This is a genomic window from Kitasatospora sp. NPDC127060, assembly GCF_042724935.1.
Classification (GTDB): domain Bacteria; phylum Actinomycetota; class Actinomycetes; order Streptomycetales; family Streptomycetaceae; genus Kitasatospora.
Genome location: NZ_JBHXEG010000009.1, coordinates 37920 through 57352 on the forward strand (window position 1 = coordinate 37920; position 19433 = coordinate 57352).

Below are 19433 nucleotides of genomic sequence, written 5' to 3' on the forward strand. Positions count from 1 at the left end.
CCCCGCCCACCCCCCCCGCCCCGTGGCGGGCCCCCCGGGGGGGGGGCCGCGGGGGGCCCCCCCCCCCCAACCCCCCATTGATGCACTATTCATGGTAGTCTTTCTCTTGTCAGGCCGGGTGGCTCCCGGAAGGCAATCGAACCTCTGAACAGACGTCATGAAGGACTGCCCGTGCCCACTGCTCGTACCTCTGCCCACTCCCTCGCAAGGGCCCTGAGCCGAAACGGCCTGCCCGCGAAGGCCGACCACCTCTCCGACGACTACAGCGTGGAGATCGAGCTGGGCGTGGGGATCACCAGTCCGCGCCACCCGTCACACCGCCTATTCCTCCTCCATCCGCAGCACGTTCCGGACCACCCGGCGTACTTCCGCCTCTACCTGCGGCCGGACTACCCGGGCCACGCGGTGCTGTGGATGCTCACGGACGCCCACGGCGAGGTCGTGGACGACGGGGCATGGGAGGTGCGCACCGCCCCGCAGACCGTCCGTCAGCACACCCGGACCATCGCCGTGCTGCGCGAGTGGCTGCGGGAGGAGGAAGCGGTCGCCACGGCTCCGCCGCGCCCGCCGCTGGAGAAGCTGATCGGGGAGGAGACCAACGGCTGGATGTGGATCTTCGACACCACCGCCCACAAGGTCGCCGAAGCACTGGTCAACGGACTGGTGCCTCCCGAGGTGACCCCGCAGGACCTGGCCCGGGTCTACCCCGACTTCACCGAGGAGCACGGCCTGCTGGACCCCGAGGAGGGATGGGTCACGGGGATCGGCATCATCCGCGCGTTCGCCGAGGGCCGGGTCTTCGAGGAGCACCACCGCGCGCTTCCCGGCGACTACTGCATCACCGTCAGCTGCGACATGGTCGAGCGGTACGGCCCGAGCGCGCTCACCAGGCTCCAGGCCGGATTCGGCGGAGACCTCGTCACCGCCGCCCGCGTCTTCCTCGCCCGCACTCCCTGACCCGCCGCCGGGCCGGGCTGGCGCCTGTCGCCAGCCCGGCCCCACCGCCCCACCATGCGGACGCACCACCGAAAGCGGAGCACGCCCTGAGCACCACCCCCCAGCCCGAGACCCAGTTGCACGAAGCCCTGACGGCGGCACTGGCGGACCATGGCATCCCGACCGAGTTCTGGCACACCGGCGGCGGCTACACCTGCCTGAAGGTGCCCGTCGGCTCCGCAGAGATCTGCATCACCGACGTCAACGCCCACGTGATCCACCCGCTGTCCGAGTACCACGGCCTGGCCGTGTACTACTACCCGACCTTCGAGAGCGAGGGGGTCCGCCTCTACGAGTCGCCCGGCATCGGCGTCCGGCGCCACCCGGCCATGTTCGAGGTGGAGATGGCCCAGGCCATCGAGGCGATCCGGCTGTGCCGCGAGATCTGCGCGGCCAGGTCGGGCCTCACCGAACTGGACCGGTGGCAGCGGCTCGCCCCGCCGCAGCCCGACGTGGCGCTCGCCCGCTTCCACCGTGACGTCGACGGCAGGACAACCCTGACCGTCGCCACCAGCTTCCGGATGGACGCCGAGGAGATCGCGGCCACCCTCGCATGCCACTTCGAGGTGCCCTGGGTGGGCGACGAGCTCCCGAGGACCCTCACCCGGCCCGAACTCCTGGACATCCTGGCCGAGCACGCCCAGCCCTGCGCCCACACCGCCTGCGTCCGCCAGCCCGGCGGCTGGAACCCCGCCAGCCCGACCGGCCGGTGGGCTGCCACCCATGTCCGAAGCCTGCTGCCCACCCTCAGCTGGGCGGAGTGAGCGTCGGCTGCCCGGCCATCCGCGCCGGGCAGCCGCCCCCGCCCTCCGCACCCGCGCCGCCGGCGCACAGCCGCCGCCCGGCAGCGCCGACCGCGAGCACCGGTGGGCGGCACACACCCCCCATTGATGCACTTTTCATGGTAGTCTGTTCCTTGTCAGGCCGGGTGGCTCTCGGGCTGACATCGAACCCAGAACATGGCACTCCAGGAGGCCCCGTGTCGCTCGCCGACGCCACCCGCTACATCCTCACCGACGCCACCGAGGGCGACCTCGACCGCATGGTCACCGCCATCAGGGACCGCCGCGACGCCCTGGCGAAGATCCGCGCCGCCGCCGTCACCACCGGCAGCACCGTCACCACCCGCAACCTCAAGCCGAAGTACCTCATCGGCCTGAGCGGCACCGTGGCCGCGATCGACGGGAACCGGGCGGACCTCGACCTCGACGAGGCCTCCACCGACTCGCTGCGCTGGGCCCGCCAGACCAGGTTCCCGGTGCCCGCCAACGCCAAGTCCTACCGGGTGCATGGCGTTCCGCTGACCTGCCTCACCGTCACCGACTGACCCACCACCACACCACAAGGAGCCCCCATGGGCATGGGCCCCACCGCCCGCCTCGTGTACGGCTACGCACTCGGCGGCGACAGCGACGGCTGGAAGGTGAACCAGCTCGACAGCTACGGAGCCCTCTCCGTCGGCTGGTTCAACGGCGAGGATAAGGACTTCGCAGAGGCCGCGACGACACAGCTGCTCGCCTCCAGTGTCGGCTTCGCCGAGACCGACTGGCAGATCGAGGGCTACTTCGGCCGCAGGCAGGACGCCGAGGACCTCCTCGGGATCGAGTTCGTCGTGACCGGCTCCTACGAGTACCCGAGCTACTGCCTCGCCATGAAGGTCCGCTCGGTCGAGTGGGGCGAGACCGAAGCCTTCGACTTCGCCGCCCTCACCACCCAGGCCGCCTCCGAAGGCTGGAGCGACAGGCTCCGCAAGGCCATGGACGTACTCGGCCTGACCACCGCCCAGAGCGCCCCACAGTGGATCCTCACCGCCTACTACGGCTGACTCGCCCGATCCATCACGCCACCGCCCGGCGGCCGGCCCCACCCATGGTGGGCCCGGCCGCCGGGCGCCAGATGGTCCCGCCGCAGCACCTCGCACCAGCGGCGCCCCGCGCCCAGCACATCGAACACCCGGGACACCCATGCACACCTTCACCGAGCACCAGATCACCGCACTGCACGCCAGCGCCCACCTGCTGCCCGCCGACCCGGGCTGCCCGGAGAGCATCCCGGTCCTGGCAGTCGCGGGCTTCCGCATCGGCTTCCAGGTCCAGGAGGACGGCGCCGTCTGGATCGGCATCGACGCCGAGCAGGCCGACGCCGCCCTGCACGCGCCCGCCGGACGGCTTCGCGGAGTCGAGGTGGACGTGCCCGGCTGCGCCCGGGTCCGGCGCCAGCCCGGCCCCGGCGGCCGGACCAGGGCCTGGCGGCGCCTGGGCCGCCTGCTCCGCCGGACCCGCACCACCATGGCGGACCGCCTCTTCCGGATGCAGGACACCGCCCTGGAACTGCTGATCCAGGAGGCGCATTCCGAGCTGCACCGCCGTGCGGTGCTCGCCCTCGCCGCCTGCGTGAGCGAGGTGTGCGCGGAGCGCGGCTGGCCGGCGCCCACCGAGGTGCGCAGCGCCGCCGCGTACGACGACTACGACAACAAGACCGAGTGGTCGCCGAACGGGGTGGTGGTCATCGGCGTTGACGGAAGTCGGCGGGAGGTCGACTTCGGGCGTCGTGAGCTGGGCGAGAGCTTCTCGACGGAGATGGTGCGCGCCTACCTGGCGGAGGCCACCGAGCACCAGGCGCCGCCGTTCGATGCCGAGTTGGTCGTGACCTTGCTGCCGTCACCGGCCTTTCACCTGGACCGCTACCGGTTCTGACCGCCCGGGGCGCCTCCCGGGACACCGGGGCGCGCCCGCGCCGGGGCCCAAGCCTCCGAGCCCACCTGGAGGCCGGGCCCCGGCTCGCCGTCGACCGTCGGCGGCCTGCGGCGCGGGTCGCGGCGGGACCTGGCCGGCCGCCAGCTGACGCGTCGTCCGGGGTGCACCGAACCCGTTTTCAGTGCACTCTTCATGGTATTCTTTTTCTTGTTAGGCCGGGTGGCTCCCGGAAGGCGATCGAACCTCGCGTAAGGACAGAACACCGCACCATGACCATCACCACTCCCGAGAACGTCACCGTGGAGACCCGCACCGCCGACGGACTGCTGTACCGCAGCATCGGCGAACTGCACTACCTCGACCCCCGCAAGCTGGTACTGGACGAGTACAACGTCCGCACCGAGGAGACCGACCCCGACGAGGCGATGCTGGAGTCGGTGGAGGCGGACGGCGTCGAGACGCCTCTTCTCGTCCGGCCCTTCCTGGACGGCACCTACGGCGTCGTGGCGGGCCAGCGCCGCATGCTCAGCGCCCAGGCCGCCGCTCAGAAGTGCATCGACGAGGGCCGCGAGCGCGACATCCGTGCCGTCCCCTGCATGGTCCGCGCGGACCTGATCGGCCAGTCCGCCGAGGTGATCGCCGCCGCCGTCGCGAAGTCCCTCCAGGAGAACCTGCTCCGCAGGGCGATGACCTCCGCCGACGTGGCCAGCGCCGCCGAACAGCTCGACCTGCTGGGGCTGTCCGATGAGGAACTCAAGAAGGCCGCGACGACGGCCGGTCTGACGGTGGAGCAGATCAAGCAGGCCCGCCGGGCGACCTCCCTGCCCAAGGAGGTCAAGCGGGAGGCCGCGCAGCACGAGTTCGACCTGGACGAGCTGATCGCCCTCGCGGAGGTCGAGGGCGTTCCCGGCGCGGTCGAGGAACTGGCTCGGGCCCGTGAGGAGGACGCCGAGTCCGGCTCGGCCGACAAGGGCAACTGGCAGCACGCCATGCAGAGCCTGCGCCGACAGAAGGCGGAGAGGGCCGTGAAGGACGCGGCCCGCGCGGAGTGGAAGGGCAAGGGGCTGGTCGAGCTGCCCCGCCGGTCCTGGTACGAGCAGCCGGGCATCACGGACCGCCTGCTGCGCGACCTAGTCGATGCCAACGGCGAGCCGATCGACCCCGAGAAGCACAGCGCCCAGTGCCCCGGCAAGGCCTTCGTCTTCGAGTGGTCAGACGAGGTGGTGTTCGCCTGCGCCGACTGGCGGGCCAACAAGCACAAGCGCGCGGACCTCGCTCGCAAGGCGAAGGGCGACGGCCCCAGCCCGTCCGAGGTCGCCAGCAAGAACAAGGCCGAGGCCGACGCCCGCACCGTGCGCGGGAAGTTCGTGAAGAAGATCGTCACGGAGAAGCTGTCGGACCGCGCGATGGCCCTGGCCATGCAGGTGGTCACGGAGATGCCGTCCTGGTACGCGGACGCGGTCTCGCCGGGCAACGTCGAGTTGATCGCGGCGTACTTCAACGAGCCGTGCCAGCGAGTCACCCGGGCGACTCCCCGGGGCTTCTTCAATGCCCTGAACGCCCGCCTGCGGCGCAACCGGCGGACGTTCAACGCCGTGTTCGCACAGGTCGCCATGGCCTTCGAGCTTCACATGAGCCGCAAGAAGCACTGGGCCGTGGCTGACGGCTGGACCGCCGACTGGCTGCGCTTCCTCAGGGCCGAGGGCTACACGCTCGCGGCGATCGAGAAGGAGATGGTGGCCGCGGTCGAGAAGAAGGAGAAGGCCGAGGCCAAGGCGGCCAAGGCGCGGCCGCAGGAGCCTGCGCAGCCGGAGACTCCCGACAACGAGGACGACCAGGCCGACGAGTCCGAGGAGGCGGAGGACGTGCCGGGGACCAAAGTGCAGCCCGAGCAGGAGGAGGGCCAGGCAAAGGACGAGGACGCCCAGGAGCCGGAGGTCCAGGAGGATGACCTGAACGAGGAGCAGCCGCAGGCCTAGAACTGCGGGCGGGGCGGGGCGAGCGGCGCCCCCGCCCCGGCCTGGCCGCCGTGCGGCCGGCGACCGGTGTCCTGGATAGCAGAACGGCGCTGCCCTTGCGGGTCCCTTGCGGGAGGGGGCTAGCCCAGCGCCGTTCCAATCGAACCTCTGACACGAAAGGACGGGGTCGAAACCCTCGCACCGTGCATCAAGAGATACCTTGACCTTAGCGCATGCACGGGGTTGTGGGACACCTTGTCCGCAGCGGTCGGCCTGTTCCGTCGATCCTGACCCCGAAGGCTGGACTGTACGATTCGCGTTTAGCGATACCTCTTTCATGGTATTCATTCCCTTGCCATAGCGGGTGGCTCCCGCATGGCATCGAACCGCACACGCAAAGGGGTACCCCCGTGAACGAGCAGCCGCAGGACTTCGAGGGCGACGACAACGAGCCCGCGATCCCGCACACCGACCTCCCCGGCCAGCGCTCCCCCCACCCGGCGCCCGGCAGCAGGCCCCGGATCCCGGGCCAGCGCCGGGACGACGGCATCGAGGCCTGACCCTCGCACAGCAGCAACCGGCCGGGCGGCCACAGCCGCCCGGCCAGGCCCCGCGCCGAGTTCCGAGCAGCAGCTCCCCGGCCCGCCGCGCCCTGCGGCGCAGCACCATCGCGCCGACCTCCGGCGCCATCCCCCGTCAAGGAAGCCGATGACCAGCAACACGATCACCCCCGGCCCGATGCCGGACCTCACCGACTACGACATCATCTGCGGCAACCTCTCGGGCGGCGCGGACTCCCGTGCGATGCAGCACGTGCTGATGGAGGCCGCCCGGGCGGCCGGAGTCGCCGACCGGGTCTGGACGTTCCATGCCACCTTGGGCCCGATGGAATGGCCGGCGGTCACCGTGGGCGGGCGCCGGTATGCCAGCGTCGCCGAGCTTGCGGCCCGGCAGAGCCGCGAGTCCGGCGTTCCGCGCTCGCGGCACCTGGAGCGCACCAAGATGCGCGACGACGGCGCCGGCGGCCAGGAGCCTTACGACCTGCTGACCTACACCGCGTTGTACGGGCGTTTCATGCGGCTGGGCACTCGTTACTGCACGAAGGGTTTCAAGGAGCAGCTGGAGGAGGCCTCGCACACCCTGGAGGTCCGGCGGCTGCGGCCGCTGCTGGGCCGGCCGGTGCGGGTGCTCAAGGTGCTGGGGCTGCGCGGCGAGGAGTCGGCCACCCGGGCGCGGCGCCCGGCCTACCGCAGCGTCAAGTCGAACGCGTCGCGGCACGTGGACGAGTGGCTGCCGGTGAAGGCGTGGACGAAGGCGCAGGTGCGCGAGCTCCATGCGGAGCAGGACTACGAGTGGCACTGGTGCTACGACTCGGAGCCTGGAGCCGGTGACTGGCTGGGGTCGAGCCGGTGCTCGTGCTCCAGTTGCTTCCTGGCGAGCCGGCGCGACAGCTTGCTGGGCGTGCTGCGGCGGCCGCGGATCGCCGAGGCGACCGCCTTGGTCGAGCAGGTCCGCGGGGACAGCTTCCGGCCCGACATCAGCATGGCGGACCTGATCGCGTTGTCGAGGAAGCCCGGCGCCCCGAGGCCGGGCGTGGTGATCGAGGACGAGGGTCCCGACTTCGCGCGGATGATGGAGCGGCTTCACTGGGCCCTGGAGCAGGAGCCGCGGCGGCTGCCCGAGCTCGCACTGTCCGCGCCGCGCCGCGCCCTGCTGCCGCTGATCACGCCGTGACCGGCGGGGCGGGGGCGCCGGCCCCGCCGGCCAATGGCCCCGATGGGGTCTGCCGGGCCGACGCCCCCGCCCCTTTTGGTGCTATTTTCATGGTAGTCTTTATCGTGACACTCGGGTGGCTCCCGGATGTCGATCGAACCTCGTACAGGCAAGGAGGCAGCCATGCCCACTCCCACCACCAGCACGGTGCACCCGGCCCAACGGCAGCGGGACACCTCGAACGACCTACTGGTCCTGCACCTGCGGATCTCCGAGCGCCAGGGCGCGGTGGCCGAGCTGACGATGTCCGTACCCGCCCCGCACCTCGACGCCATCGGCTGGCAACTCGCACACCTGGCGGCCTACGTCGGCCACTTGCACAGCTCCGACCAGGACCCGACGGGCGAGGGCGCCTACGCGTTCCTGTGCGCGCGCACGCCCTGGTCCTGGTACCCGTGGCAGCCGCTGCACGACTCCCGGGTGACCTGCCAGCTGGATGTCCTACTCGGCCCGCTGGACGAGACCGGCTGGCCCGCCGAGTCGCTGGTGGTCCTGGAGTCCGAGGACGGCAAGTGGGGATTCTCCCGCAAGCGACTGCGCCCCGGCGCAGCGGCGGCCGTGGGCATCGCGCTAGAGGAGATCGAGGGCGCGCACTCCAATCTGTGTTCGCGGGCGGCGCGCGACGGCGAGGCGGGGACCACGCAGCGGCGCGACGAGGCGGACGCGCTGCTGGCCGAGGTGCGCACGGTCCACGGGCAGTTGAAGGGAAGGACCAACAGCGAGGGGGCCCGCAAGGCGCGGGCGGCCCTGCACGTGCCGCCCAGCCACGAGCCCGGCACGTCCAGGTTCGAGCAGCTCGACCCCGTGCCGGAGCGCCTGGAGACCTTCACCGGCCGGATCGCGCAGATCGACTCGCGGACCAACGCCGACACGGGCGAGACCGTGGTCCTGTTCACCGTCGAGCACGGCCAGGGCCGCACGGGGACGGGAGGCATTGAGCTGCCGTTGCTACTGCGCTGCACCGTGCGGGGTGCGGGGTCAGCGGCGGCCGAGGATCTGTCGGTCGGCCGCCGCGTGGTCGTCGCGGGTCGGCTGGAGATGCAGATCTACCGATCCAAGGAGCATCCGGTCCCCCGCAGTCTGGTGACGTTCGACGTCCGGGCGGTGGGCCTCGACCTTGCCGCGTAGCAGCCTTGTCCGGGCGGGCGATTGGGTGCCGCCCGGCCTGCGGCCGCGCCGCGGCCGGGTGCCTTGTAGTTATCCTGCCGCGCGTTCGCCGGGGCCGGCGGCCTTGCGGCGCGACGTCCAGCGGCGCGCCGTGGCTGCCGAGGCGTGCACCAAGTTTGACTTCAATGCTTGATTCATGGTATACATAACCATGTCACTACGGGCGGTCGCCCGAAACTCACTCCGTCCCCCTTGGAGGACACCATGATCATGATCGGACGCGGGGTCATCGACCGAGAGGACCTGGCAGCCAAGGCCGGCTGGAACGCCCGCTCGCTGGGCAACAAGGGCGCCTACAAGCAGATCGACAGCGTAGCTGGCGGCCTGGGCTCCAAGGAACTCTTCGACCTAGAGCAGAGCGAGACGCTCGCCCGGAACTTCGCGAAGCAGAAGGGCAAGAGGAAGCCCCCGGAGCCGGAGACGCTGGAGATCATCCCGAGCCTGCCGGACTACAGCACCTTCACCGAGTACGAGCTGCGCGGCCTGATCCGCAGCTGGCTCGACCAGGAGGCCGAGGACGGCACGATCGTCGACCTGACGGCCGACGAGCTCGACGCCATGTCCGAGCAGGACCTTCAAGAGTGGGTGGCCGGCCACGAGCTCCTCTCTCTGGAGGAGGCGCGGATGGCGGTGCCGAAGGACCGCCGGCCGACCTACAAGACCTGGGAGTCCTACTACGCCGGGGTCAAGGCCGCCAACAACCCGGCCTACGCCAGCACCAAGCGGACCCGGCTGCCGGATCCGGACCGCACCTTCTACGGAGTCGACTTCTGGTTCCGCAGCACCATCGAGCTTTGGAACACCGAAGGCCGCAACCCCGTCGGCGGGGTCAAGGGTCAGGCCGCCCCGGCCGACTGGGAAGCCCGCTTGGATGCCGCCCGCCAGGCCGCGTCGGCCCGGACTGCAGAGCGGCGCGCACAGGTGAACAAACTGTACGAGGAGAACCCGGGCATGACGGTCGCCGAGATCGCAGACACGGTCGGGGTCCACCCCCGTACGGCGTTCCGCTACCTCCAGGAAGTCTCCGGCCCCAGCTCCATCGACGGGGAGGAGACGGAGAGCCGACGCACCGCGGTGCGCGAGCTGGCCGAGGCCAACCCGGGCATCAGCGGCGGCGAGGTCGCCCGGCGCCTAGGGATCGGACACACCACGGCCAACCGGTACCTCAACGAGCTGGGCCGCCAGGACGCCCGGCCCGAGGACAAGGCCGCCGAACGACGTGCCCGGGCCGCGCAGCTCCTCCAGGAGAACCCGGGGCTCACCGACGAGGACCTGGCCGAGCAGCTCGGGGTGACGCCCGAGACCGCGGCCGCCTACCGGCGCGACCCAAATGAGCCGACCGGACCGACCAAGCGCCAGGAGGCCAAGGAGCGGCTTGAGCGCACGAAGAAGCTGCTGAAGAAAAACCCAGACCTGACGGCGGACGAGCTGGCCGCGATCCTGAACCTCAAGCCGGTCACGGCCGACAAGTACCTGCGCGAGGCCTCCGGGCCGGAGCAGCCGTAGGTTGGTGGCCTTGTCTGCGCAGGTCAGAGGCGCCCGTCAAGGATCCCTTGGAGACCTCGGGGAATCCTTGGCGGCAACCTTGGTGGCCGGCGTTATGGACTCGTACCCGTAGACGCCTCGGCCGCCAAGGGTTCCGCCAAGGCTCGCGGGATTGAGTGGCGTGTTCCGCCGGCAACTCCCGAAGAGGACCTTGGTGAACCCGACCTCCACCCCCAGCCCCCTGGCCTACATGGCCCTGGCGTCGCTCTACCAGCACCGCTCCGCGACCACCACCCAGCTTCACCAGATGCTCTGCCCCGACAAGGACATCAGCTACGTCCGCCACCGGCTGCGGATGCTACGCAAGGACGAGCTGGTGGAGTCGGTGACGCTCCGCCAGCCACGCCGGGCACTGCTGCACTACCTCACCGACAGGGGCCGCTCGGTCGCAGCCGAGATGCCCGAGGTCAGCGACCGCACCAGCCCGCTCCAGAACCTGGCCGACGTCTCGGCGCGGATGCTGCTCCCGCACTCCCAGGCGGTACTGACCACCCACCTCGCCTTCCTGACGGACGCCCGCCGGCGGGGCGACGACTACGGACCGCTCGACTGGGCGCCAGAGACCATGCACCGCCTGTCGGAGCGCAGGACCGATGCGGTGCGGGCGGACGCGCTGATGCGCTACACGGCCAACCGGGCGGACGGGCGCGTACACCTGCGGGCCTTCGTCGAAGTCGACCGCGCGACGTACGGCAGCGAGAAGCTGACCGGCAAGCTGACCACGTACGCCCGCTTCTGGCAGCTGCGGCCCTTCCAGGGCGGCGGGCGGCGGCCCACGATCGAGAGCAGCCAGGCCGAGCCGGTGTGGACGGAGTACTACCGCAAGTTCCCCAGGCTGCTGTTCGTCTTCGCCGGCGGGTCCCGGACGACCATGCTCAACCGCATCGAGGACCTCCAGGCCGCGGTCGGCGGCAGCCGCCGGGTCGTCGAGATGCTCCAGGAGGTGAAAGCCGGCGCCGCCCTGCTGGAGGAGATCTCCCCTACCGAGGACCGGCCCGACCTCAGCCCGTCGGCTCCCGCCTGGGTATCGCTCGCCGACCCCGGACGGCCCGCCTGCGGCTGGATGGACCTGTAATACCCACACCACGAGGAGGTTCTTGTGCCCAGGCTCGCCACTATCGGCCACGCCACCATGACGATGTCCGACGGGCGTATCCGCTACTACTTCGTCCACGGGCTTCAGGGGGACGATCTCTTGGTGACCCCCGCCGATGCAGACAGCATCATCCTCTGGGCCGGCCCCTACCCGGCAGACCGGAACCACTTCACCGCCATCAACGTGCGTCCGGCTGATGCCAGTCGCGGCTGAAGGAAAGGCCTCACCGTGCTCGCCCTGCAAATCCACCCCGACGGCAGCGTGGAGACCATCGCCCTGCCCAACGACCACGCGACTCGCAACCGCTCGATCACCACCCGCCTGTCCGGGACGCCCGAGCCCGCCTACTACCACCGGCGTGCGGTAATGCACGTCCACGACGACGGGCAGCGGGAGCGGTTCTCGGGCAACCTGGTCGCCACCGCGCTGGCATGTCTCTGGCGCGGCCTGGACATCACTTACGGCGCCAGCTACTTCCTGCCCGGCCGGGTGGTCATCACCTCCTCCGACGGCACGTCGGACCTCGGGGAAGACCTGGTCCACGACGCCCTCGCCGTGGAGGCCGCCCTCCGGCTGCTGCTCTCCCAGGGTCCCGCGCCGTGGGGCGAAGTCCTTCGTGCAGCTCACGGCGCCCGGCCGAGTTCCGGGCGCCGGGACTCGGCCTGAGCTCGCCGACCGCCGGGTCCCTGCCAACGCGCGCAGCGCCGCCCGGTATCGGAGTCGTCCGGCGGACCTGAACCGTGTGGGCCCCGGCACCGTCCTGCGGTGCCGGGGCCCACGTGCTTGGTGCTCGGGCCGGCCGTGCTCAGGTGCGCTGGCGCGGCATGCGTCTCCGGTGTACGAGCGGGATGCCGAGGCGAGCGGCGACGGTCTTCTCCAGGGCGGCGACAACGTGGCCGGGGGTGGCGTCACGCAGGGGGATCACCCAGTACTCGACCCAGTCCTCCCTCTTCGACGTGCTGCCGTTGACGTGCTGGCTGAGCCGGGTCGCGGCGGCACCCCGGTTCAGGGCCCGGGTGGGCGCGGTCTTGCCGCAGTAGCAGGCGTTGCCACGGCGGTTGACCACGATGTAGATGGCCTTGTTCTCGTACCCGGAGTCCTCGCCGATGGGGATCGGTTCCGGCTGCGGCTCGGCGAGCCACGGACCGGCGAGCTGGCCGAGCATGGCGTACCGGGCGTCGGTGATGGGGACGACGCCCGGCCAGGCGGTGTCGGTCATCAGCGCGGCTCGCTCTCGGAGATCTTGCCGAGGTCGGTGCGGAGGATGTTGATGTTCTTGAAGGACGACTCGACGACGGTCCAGGGGAGGTCGGCGGTGGTGCCGTTCTTCTTGCGCAGGTCGACCAGGTGGTCGAGGTTGGCGACGGCGGTGTTCAGGGACGCCTGGAGGACCGTGAGGGCCTTGTCCTCAATTTCGGTGTCCGTGAGCCCGTTCTGGTAGTGCTCGGGGTCGAATCCGTGGCTGGCGGCGAGGCGCAGGTGGGTGTTGAAGTCGCTGCCCTTCCAGCCCTCGCGCTCGACGAGCTGGCCGCCGGACCACCAGCGCGGGCGCAGGCCAGCCCTGATCCGCTTGATCGCGTCGGCGAGCACCTGCGGCCCCTCCCTTTTGTCGAGCACGGCTTTGATGACCGAGCCGACCGAAGTGCGCATGATCTTGACGCCGACGAGCTGCTCGGCGGAGCCAGCAGCAGCGAGCAGGTTGCCGCTGGTGACGAGGGTGACCATGGCGAGGACGCCGAGGAGGAGCCGGGCAGCGGTGCCAGCGGTGCCGTCGTCCTCTTTGGCACGTGCGAGGAGGTCGTCCACGGCCTCGTCCGAGTCCACGTTCTCGACCATCCACTCGTGGTCGGCGAGGTCCTGCCAGAGGACGCCCGTCTCCACTGCGGTGCGCACGGACGCCATGGTCTCCTTGGAGAGGTGGGAGGAGTACGAGCGCAGGCCGAGTTCGGCGGCGGGGCCGCTGCGGTGGGAGACCTGGAGCTTCTTCTTGTCGAGCTTGGCGGCCATGATCGCGTTCAGCCGGCGCTCCTTGCGGGTGAGCTGCTGGACGACGAAGGCGAACCTGAGGTCGCGGAAGGCAGGGTTGAGCCCGAGGGACTTCATGGGGTCGGTGACATCGGCGCGGCCGAGAAGGACATCCTTTACGGCCGGGGCGTTGTCGCCGAGCTCGCCGGCGTCGAACAGAGCGGTGACGATCTCCTCCGCGGTGACGCCGTTCTTCGTCGAAGGGTCGAAGGCCTTCCCCCCAACATTCATGCGCATCAGCAGTGAGCGGACCGCGACAGGGAAGCGTCGCATGCCCATGCCCGGCTTGTCGTCGGTGTAGCCGACGATGACCTGCACCGGGACGGTCATAGCGTTGAGGATCTCGACGGCGCTGTCACGCTTGTTGCGGGCTGCCTTGCTCCTACCGTCGTCGGCGGAGATGTCGTCGTGGGCGCTCTTGACGATCTTCCGGACGAGGTCCCGCCGATCGGTGAGCGAGCGCCGCATCAGGTGGGAGGGGAGCAGCTGGACGGGGTCCTTGGAGGTGGTGGGGCCGAGCAGAGTGGCCGGCACCTTGATGTTGGCGGTGCAGGAAGCCCAGCGGCTGTTGCCGTCGACGATGCTCAGGTCGTCGTCGGGGTGGGGTCCGGCGTCGAGGAAGGAGGCGGGGACGGCGGTGAGGTGCCGCTCAATGATGCGCCGGCCGACTTCCTGGGGGTTGCTCTCCCTCACGCGCTTGGAGGCCCGGTCGATGGCGGTGAGGAGGTCGTCGATGGGGTCGGCGTAGACGAGGGTGGCGTCGGTGGCGTGTGCGGTGGGCATGGAGAGGACCCGCTGGTTGTCCCCGGTGCCCGGGTCGGCGGCGTAGTGCGCTTCGTCGAGGAGCCGGTCGTTCTCGATCGCGGGGGACAGCATCAGCGTGTATGCCCGGTAGGTGAGGACGATCAGCCATCCGGTCTCGACGCGATGGCGGTCCAGGCGGGCACCGTCGAGGAGTCCGGGCTCGACCGCTCCGTAGGCGATTCGGCGGATGGCTGCGGGGGAGATCTGGACGTCGGGGTGGTCATCAAGGAACTTGATCGCCTTGGTGGTCTTGCTGACCGGCTCTACGCGGTGCTCGAACGGCGTCGAGCGGTCGCTGGTGCGGATGTCGATGAGCTCGACACTGTCGATGTCGTCGAGCTGGTCGGGGATGTCGGTCGCGCTCACGGGGCCTCAATCAGGTGGGCCGGCGCGAGGCGTGCTCGCGGCCGGTGATCGGCTTCGCGAGCAGGGCGTCCGTCGGGCGCATGCTCCCGTGCCGCCTCGGCAAGGACCGCAGTCCGTCGCTGGGCTGACCCGGCATCGCCTTTTTTGGCCTGCCCGCGGGATCCGGGTACCCGCCCCGTGAGCTGCGGGCGGCGTACTCAGGCCGTGTTGCTGGAGACCGCGGTGTCCAGCAACTGCGTACCAGGCCGCCATCGGCGGCGGCGTGTCGAGGATTTTACATCACTGTCCGGGTTGCCCGGCACGCAAGTTGACAGGCCGTCGGACTGGGGCGGGGACGAGGGTCGTTCAGCGGCCAAGTGCCTTCCTGAGGTCGCTGAGGCAGTCGGGGCACATCGGCAGCGGCGGCGGAGTGCCGCGGCCCGGGCGCCCGCATACTCCTGCCCCGAAGCCGTCCGGCCCGGGGGCCTGGCACCGCCAGGTCACCGGCCCGTCGCTGCTGCTGCCGCCGGCTGGGGAAGGCTGCTGGTGGATCCCGGCCTCTTCGCACGCGGCGTCCGGTTGCGGGGTGTGCTCCTCCAGGTGGCGGTGGGCCCGGTCGGCTTCTCGCTCTGCTGCACGCAGCCCGCATGCCTGGCATTCCTCGCCGGAGCTGAGGAGGATTCCGCGCTCGCAGTCCTCCCGCTCGCAGTCCTGCCGGCTCAGGATCGTGGCCAGGTAGCCGACCGGGCCGCGGATCTCGCCCTTGGCGATGCGCTCGGGGACCCCGGCCTTCCACCAGCCCGCGTTGATACGGGCGAGGGCATGGTCGATGGTTCGCCCGGCCGAGAGCAGGTCTCGCACCGCCCGGCGCAGTGGGGGCACGCGCACGGCCGGGTGCTTGCTGACGTTCAGGGCGTCGATGGCCGCGAAGACGATCTCTTCTCCGGGGACGGGGCGGGAGGGCGTGGTGCGGATCGTGGTGCGGGGCTTCTTGGTCCGGCCGGCGGCGGAGCCGCCCTGGGCGGTCGGCTTGCCGGCGCGGGCCGCTCGCGGCTCGCGCGCGTTACCACCTGTAGGAGCCCTTCGGGCGTCCGGGAGGAGCTGGCCGCCACGGTTCTCACTACTTCTCTTAGTGATATCCGTCTGATGGGGAGACCCCTGTCCGGCTGGTGGGTATACCCCCACCCGCGTGGTGGGGAGACCCCCCATGTCCGGCTGGTGGGTAGACCCCCCGGTGAATTGGGTGATCTCGCGCTCCTCACGGGCTGCGGCGCGAGCCCTCCACAGCCGGCCGTCCAGGAGGACGTAGGCGGAGGCGACGCGGCCACCACCTTCCAGCTTGGGGGCGTACTGGTCCTGCATCAGGAGCACGCGGTCGGCGCGCAGCTGGGCGAGGGCGTCGGTGACGGCGGTGCGGCCCAGGCCGGTGCAGGCCATGAGTTCGCGGATGGTCGGCGGGCGCTCGGTGACGGCCCGGCTGTTGAGGTTCACAAAGGTCGCGGTCGCGGCGTAGACGGCCTTGTAGTTCGGGGAGCGCCCGCCGAACGTCGCGATGCGGGCGTCGAGCTTGATGAAGTCGATGCCGGGGGTGCGCAGGACCCGGGGCACGGGTCGGCCGTCGGCCCCGAGCAGGGGGAGAGCGGGTGCCGGGTTGGCGGCGCGTTCCAGGACCTGGCGGGCCCAGCGTTCGCGGTCGATGAGCCGGTAAAGGTTGGCGTCGGCGGCGCCCGGGTGGTTGGGGTCCTGTTGGGGTTGGACGAGGAGAAACTCGCGGCCCACCAGGTCGGCGGCGGCACGGTCGAAGGTGTTGGCGCTACGGCCCATACAGGCGGCGATCGTCTTGCGGTAGGGCAGCAGGGCGTGGCGGACCTCGGGCGACCAGCCGGCCACGGACTCGGCGGTGAGCGTGATGTGGTGCTCCATGTCGGCGAAGGCGGCCAGAGCCATGTAGGCGGCCTTGCTGGTCGTGGGACAGTCGGGGTCGCGGGCGATCCGGACGTCGAACTCGATGTAGTCCAGTCCGTTGCACGCGAGGGTGCCGTCGGGATCGGTGGACAGCCACGTGAGGAGGTCGGTCATCGGGTGGCTCCGGCGGTGCGGTAGACGCTGGTCACGTCGCCGTCGCGAACCACGGTGAAGGGACTGCCCTTGGGGAAAAGGGCGGTGCCGAAGGGGTCGGCGTTGCCGTGGGGGTCCATCGTCAGGCCGTTGTGGTCGATGGTGGCGATCGCGGTGCGGGTGATCTCTGCCAGCAGTTCCCAGGCCCAGCGGGTGTAGGGGTGCTCCTCGCCGAAGGTCAGTAGGCAGTCGTCGATCAGGTCGGAGATCCAGATCCGGGCGATGATCGTGCGTCCCTCGCCGAGGGCCGTGCGAGCCGCGACGTACTCGCTGCGGTACCACTGCGGCGGCACTGGCGGGTGCTGGGGCCGTGGGGGTAGCGGTGCCGACATCGAAGGCGAGGGGCCGTGCTCGGGTTCCTGGTGTTCCGGGAGCGGGCGGCGACGTGGGCGCAGCAGGAGATCGAGGCCGGTGAGGGCGATCGGGAGGAGGACGGCCCCGAGGGCGAGCAGCGGGTCGAGGTCGAGGCGGGTCGGCATCGTGGGACTCCTGGGGCCGTGCGGGTTCGATGCCAGAGGTAATCCCGCGACCGTTGGTGGACTCCTTGGTACTGAGGGCTCGTGAGGTAACGGCTTCACAACTGTGCTGATCAAGGAATCCCGGCGGACCTTGGTGGTCGTATCTGACGTGTGACAGCGAAGGTGGACGGCATGCCGCTGAAGTTGGACTGTCGGCCAGTCGTGCCATCGAAGATGGATCACTCCGCAGTTTGGGACAACGAAGTTGGACCGATGTGGCGCGAGCGGGCGATGTCCTTCTCCGTTAGTGCTGACCGCTCTGATCCAGTCGAGACGGCCTGGGCGTGACGCTGCGGTCGTACAGTTGGGCCGCTCGTGATCATGCGACTGTGGAGGAACGGCGACTGTGCACCCTGATGTGGAGCGCCTCATGGCGCTGATGCCGCCTGGCCCGGAAGCCGGGGAGCAACTCGACTGGGTGGAGGTTGAGCAGGAGCTCGGGTGCCAGTTGCCGGCCGATTTCCGCGACCTGGTCGCCGTCTACGGCGTGGGCACCGTTGACCAGTGTCTGATGGTGCTCCCCCCTGTGAGCGGAGAGCACGAGTCGGGGATCCCGTCCGTGGGTCAAATGACCCCGACCCCCGAGAAGACCGCATGGCTCTTGCACACGAAGTCCGACTATCCGCTGTGGCCGGAGCCCGGGGCGCTGCTGTGTGGGCTCCGCCTGGTGGACGGCAACGGTGACCTGTGGGGCGCCGTCTACTGGCGCACGAGGGGTGCCATTCCCGAGCAATGGCCAGTTGTTCTGTGGGAGCGCAATCAGCCCTTCGTGGAGTTCGAGCTGAGTATGACCGGCCTCCTGGTGAAGTGGCTCACCGAGGCCTCGAACATCGACTTCGCTGATCGCCTGGTCTTCGGGGCTCCCCATTCACGATTCATCCACTGGCGCGTCGAGCACACGATGCGCGCGCAGGGCCTCGACCCCTGGGAGTACCTGGAACCGCTCTACATCGAAGCGAACGAGGCTTGGGAGGAGCAGAATCTAGGGGCGTCCCCCGCCTGACGACAGCCCCACCGGTCCAACTTCGCCGTCGCAAACTGGCGTCGGTCCAACTTCACTGGCAAGTGATCCATCTTCGCTGGCACAGGACAGTATCTGCCGCCCGGCTGGAGGGCCCGGCAGCTGACCGCTCTCATCCAATCGAGTCGTTTACTCAGCGAACCCAGTCGTTTGGCCTTCCGTCTCAGCGAACCTAGGCGTGTAGGTGATCGCGCTGGGGGTGCTGGGTGGCTGTACCGGCTCACCCAGGACCGGTTTCAGCTCGACACAGCAGAGCCAGCCCCTGGCAACTGACGATCCCGGCGGTCGGCGTCGGGAGCAGCGCGATGGCCTACTTCGGCTGGGGGTCTTCACTCACCGCGGCGGCGGCCAAGGCCACCAGGTTGTCGGTCCAGCAGTCGCTTTCTTTCGTCGCGACTTCGAGGCCGCAGCCGGAACAGACGAGGTTGGGGCCGTCCTGGCCCGCGAGGCCGCAGCAACCATTGAGGCGGCGAGCATCGGAGTGGAGTGCCGTCCCCGGCACGTCATCGGGGTGAAGGATCAGCAGGGAACCATCGAAGTTGACCTTGAAAGTTCTCTGAGCCATCCGCGGTGAAGCGATCTCGTGCCCAGGCGGGCGCTCGGGGCCTCTCAGCGGCTCCCCGGGCTCCAACTCGCCAGTCAGAGGCTGCTGACAGTTCCCGCAGTGAAAGACAGTCACACGACCAATTCTGCCTGGGCGACAACACGGGCATGAAGCCAACCCGTGTTCACCACAACCCCGTCAGCCGGCTGGCCGCCGGGCCAACCCGCAGCCGTCTCACCCAAGCCAGTCCCCGCAGGTCAACACGACCCGGCCCGACTAACTTCGCTGCGACAGGTCAGCAGCCCGTGCGCAACGCCGCAGCCATTGCGCATGCGCAGAGGCGGGGATTGCGCATGCGCAACCGAAGGCCTGTGGGCATGCGCAGAGCAGGTCCCGCGCAGTCAGTCGGAGGATCTTGCGCACGGGAGCGGGTGCCCTATCCCGCCGCGGCTGGCCGGCAGCGCATCCGTTTGTTCCGGTCCGCTGCCTCCGCCCGCGCCCGCCGCGTCCAAGGACGGACCCCCGGTAGCGCGAGGCCGTTGCGCGAGCTGGCCGGCGGGATCCTGCTGGGTGCGCGGCTTCGGCGGTACGACGTCTTGAAGGGCCGTCACCAAGGTTGGGCCAGCCGCTTGGGCGGTGGACCAAGGTTGGCGCCAGGCGCGCGGCCCGTCACCAAGGTCCAGTACCCGGCTCAGGAGTCCGGCACCAATGTTGGCGGCTGCCGTCAGGGGTGCCACCAAGGTTTCCCGCGCCGCCAGCGCCGGGTCACCAAGGTTTTCTGCGGGCCCCCGGCGCGGGCCCACCAAGGTTGGTGAAGGCCTGGCCTG

Annotated in this window: 19 protein-coding genes; 14 read left to right on the forward strand and 5 right to left on the reverse strand. The window is 70.1% G+C overall.

Annotated elements, in window-relative coordinates; genetic code table 11:
• The first annotated feature begins 171 nt into the window (after positions 1-171).
• From ACFWIS_RS07870 to ACFWIS_RS07930, 13 genes are all read left to right on the forward strand, one after another.
• Positions 172-957 carry a hypothetical protein gene (locus ACFWIS_RS07870; RefSeq protein ID WP_380523585.1) on the forward strand — a complete coding sequence of 262 codons (786 nt, stop codon included), beginning with the start codon at positions 172-174 and terminating at the stop codon, positions 955-957.
• A 116-nt stretch (positions 958-1073) separates the two neighbouring features.
• Positions 1074-1760 carry a hypothetical protein gene (locus ACFWIS_RS07875; protein ID WP_380523586.1) on the forward strand — a complete coding sequence of 229 codons (687 nt, stop codon included), beginning with the start codon at positions 1074-1076 and terminating at the stop codon, positions 1758-1760.
• A gap of 215 nt (positions 1761-1975) precedes the next feature.
• Positions 1976-2323, forward strand: coding sequence for a hypothetical protein (locus tag ACFWIS_RS07880; RefSeq protein WP_380523588.1), 348 nt, complete (start codon positions 1976-1978; stop codon positions 2321-2323).
• A 27-nt stretch (positions 2324-2350) separates the two neighbouring features.
• Entirely contained in the window at positions 2351-2821 is a 471-nt protein-coding gene (locus ACFWIS_RS07885) for a hypothetical protein (protein ID WP_380523590.1), read from the forward strand.
• 139 nt (positions 2822-2960) lie between these two features.
• A complete protein-coding gene (locus tag ACFWIS_RS07890) occupies positions 2961-3692 on the forward strand; it encodes a hypothetical protein (protein ID WP_380523592.1) in 732 nt (243 codons plus the stop codon).
• Between the two features lie 269 nt (positions 3693-3961).
• Positions 3962-5671 carry a ParB/RepB/Spo0J family partition protein gene (locus tag ACFWIS_RS07895; RefSeq protein ID WP_380523593.1) on the forward strand — a complete coding sequence of 570 codons (1710 nt, stop codon included), beginning with the start codon at positions 3962-3964 and terminating at the stop codon, positions 5669-5671.
• A gap of 389 nt (positions 5672-6060) precedes the next feature.
• Positions 6061-6210, forward strand: coding sequence for a hypothetical protein (locus ACFWIS_RS07900; RefSeq protein ID WP_380523595.1), 150 nt, complete (start codon positions 6061-6063; stop codon positions 6208-6210).
• Positions 6211-6358: 148 nt separating this feature from the next.
• Positions 6359-7384 carry a phosphoadenosine phosphosulfate reductase gene (locus tag ACFWIS_RS07905; RefSeq protein WP_380523597.1) on the forward strand — a complete coding sequence of 342 codons (1026 nt, stop codon included), beginning with the start codon at positions 6359-6361 and terminating at the stop codon, positions 7382-7384.
• A 162-nt stretch (positions 7385-7546) separates the two neighbouring features.
• Positions 7547-8551 carry a hypothetical protein gene (locus tag ACFWIS_RS07910; protein ID WP_380523599.1) on the forward strand — a complete coding sequence of 335 codons (1005 nt, stop codon included), beginning with the start codon at positions 7547-7549 and terminating at the stop codon, positions 8549-8551.
• 243 nt (positions 8552-8794) lie between these two features.
• A complete protein-coding gene (locus tag ACFWIS_RS07915) occupies positions 8795-10096 on the forward strand; it encodes a helix-turn-helix domain-containing protein (protein WP_380523601.1) in 1302 nt (433 codons plus the stop codon).
• A gap of 193 nt (positions 10097-10289) precedes the next feature.
• Positions 10290-11210, forward strand: a complete 921-nt coding sequence (locus ACFWIS_RS07920) for a replication-relaxation family protein (protein ID WP_380523602.1) — start codon at positions 10290-10292, stop codon at positions 11208-11210.
• 24 nt (positions 11211-11234) lie between these two features.
• Positions 11235-11444, forward strand: coding sequence for a hypothetical protein (locus ACFWIS_RS07925; protein WP_380523603.1), 210 nt, complete (start codon positions 11235-11237; stop codon positions 11442-11444).
• A gap of 15 nt (positions 11445-11459) precedes the next feature.
• The gene (locus tag ACFWIS_RS07930; protein WP_380523605.1) at positions 11460-11897 is read left to right on the forward strand and encodes a hypothetical protein; all 438 of its coding nucleotides are present in this window, start codon (positions 11460-11462) and stop codon (positions 11895-11897) included.
• A gap of 139 nt (positions 11898-12036) precedes the next feature.
• On the opposite strand, the gene ACFWIS_RS07935 is transcribed toward ACFWIS_RS07930, so the two are convergent.
• The 4 genes from ACFWIS_RS07935 to ACFWIS_RS07950 all read right to left on the reverse strand — a co-directional run bounded on the left by ACFWIS_RS07935 (position 12037) and on the right by ACFWIS_RS07950 (position 17002).
• On the reverse strand, positions 12037-12450 hold the full coding sequence (locus tag ACFWIS_RS07935) for a hypothetical protein (protein ID WP_380523608.1): 414 nt from the start codon (positions 12448-12450) through the stop codon (positions 12037-12039).
• Entirely contained in the window at positions 12450-14426 is a 1977-nt protein-coding gene (locus ACFWIS_RS07940) for a hypothetical protein (protein ID WP_380523610.1), read from the reverse strand. Before ACFWIS_RS07940 ends, ACFWIS_RS07935 begins: the two co-directional genes overlap by 1 nt.
• 345 nt (positions 14427-14771) lie before the next feature.
• Positions 14772-16484, reverse strand: coding sequence for a hypothetical protein (locus ACFWIS_RS07945; RefSeq protein ID WP_380523612.1), 1713 nt, complete (start codon positions 16482-16484; stop codon positions 14772-14774).
• Positions 16481-17002: a hypothetical protein gene (locus ACFWIS_RS07950; RefSeq protein ID WP_380523614.1), complete on the reverse strand. Its 522-nt coding sequence runs from the start codon at positions 17000-17002 to the stop codon at positions 16481-16483. Before ACFWIS_RS07950 ends, ACFWIS_RS07945 begins: the two co-directional genes overlap by 4 nt.
• A 409-nt stretch (positions 17003-17411) precedes the next feature.
• Between ACFWIS_RS07950 and ACFWIS_RS07955 the strand changes: the two genes are divergently transcribed.
• Complete coding sequence (locus ACFWIS_RS07955) at positions 17412-18044, forward strand: SMI1/KNR4 family protein (RefSeq protein WP_380523616.1); 633 nt, start codon at positions 17412-17414, stop codon at positions 18042-18044.
• 328 nt (positions 18045-18372) lie between these two features.
• Here the strand turns inward: ACFWIS_RS07955 and ACFWIS_RS07960 are convergent, their stop codons facing one another.
• On the reverse strand, positions 18373-18627 hold the full coding sequence (locus ACFWIS_RS07960) for a hypothetical protein (protein WP_380523619.1): 255 nt from the start codon (positions 18625-18627) through the stop codon (positions 18373-18375).
• Positions 18628-19433 lie beyond the last annotated feature (806 nt).

Excerpts from the sequence above, each read along its gene's own strand:
- ACFWIS_RS07885 (WP_380523590.1), top strand. The coding sequence starts at position 2,351 with ATGGGCATGGGCCCCACCGCCCGCCTCGTGTACGGCTACGCACTCGGC.
- ACFWIS_RS07890 (WP_380523592.1), top strand. The coding sequence starts at position 2,961 with ATGCACACCTTCACCGAGCACCAGATCACCGCACTGCACGCCAGCGCC.
- ACFWIS_RS07895 (WP_380523593.1), top strand. The coding sequence starts at position 3,962 with ATGACCATCACCACTCCCGAGAACGTCACCGTGGAGACCCGCACCGCC.
- ACFWIS_RS07905 (WP_380523597.1), top strand. The coding sequence starts at position 6,359 with ATGACCAGCAACACGATCACCCCCGGCCCGATGCCGGACCTCACCGAC.
- ACFWIS_RS07910 (WP_380523599.1), top strand. The coding sequence starts at position 7,547 with ATGCCCACTCCCACCACCAGCACGGTGCACCCGGCCCAACGGCAGCGG.
- ACFWIS_RS07915 (WP_380523601.1), top strand. The coding sequence starts at position 8,795 with ATGATCATGATCGGACGCGGGGTCATCGACCGAGAGGACCTGGCAGCC.
- ACFWIS_RS07935 (WP_380523608.1), bottom strand. The coding sequence starts at position 12,450 with ATGACCGACACCGCCTGGCCGGGCGTCGTCCCCATCACCGACGCCCGG.
- ACFWIS_RS07945 (WP_380523612.1), bottom strand. The coding sequence starts at position 16,484 with ATGACCGACCTCCTCACGTGGCTGTCCACCGATCCCGACGGCACCCTC.
- ACFWIS_RS07950 (WP_380523614.1), bottom strand. The coding sequence starts at position 17,002 with ATGCCGACCCGCCTCGACCTCGACCCGCTGCTCGCCCTCGGGGCCGTC.
- ACFWIS_RS07955 (WP_380523616.1), top strand. The coding sequence starts at position 17,412 with ATGGCGCTGATGCCGCCTGGCCCGGAAGCCGGGGAGCAACTCGACTGG.
- ACFWIS_RS07960 (WP_380523619.1), bottom strand. The coding sequence starts at position 18,627 with ATGGCTCAGAGAACTTTCAAGGTCAACTTCGATGGTTCCCTGCTGATC.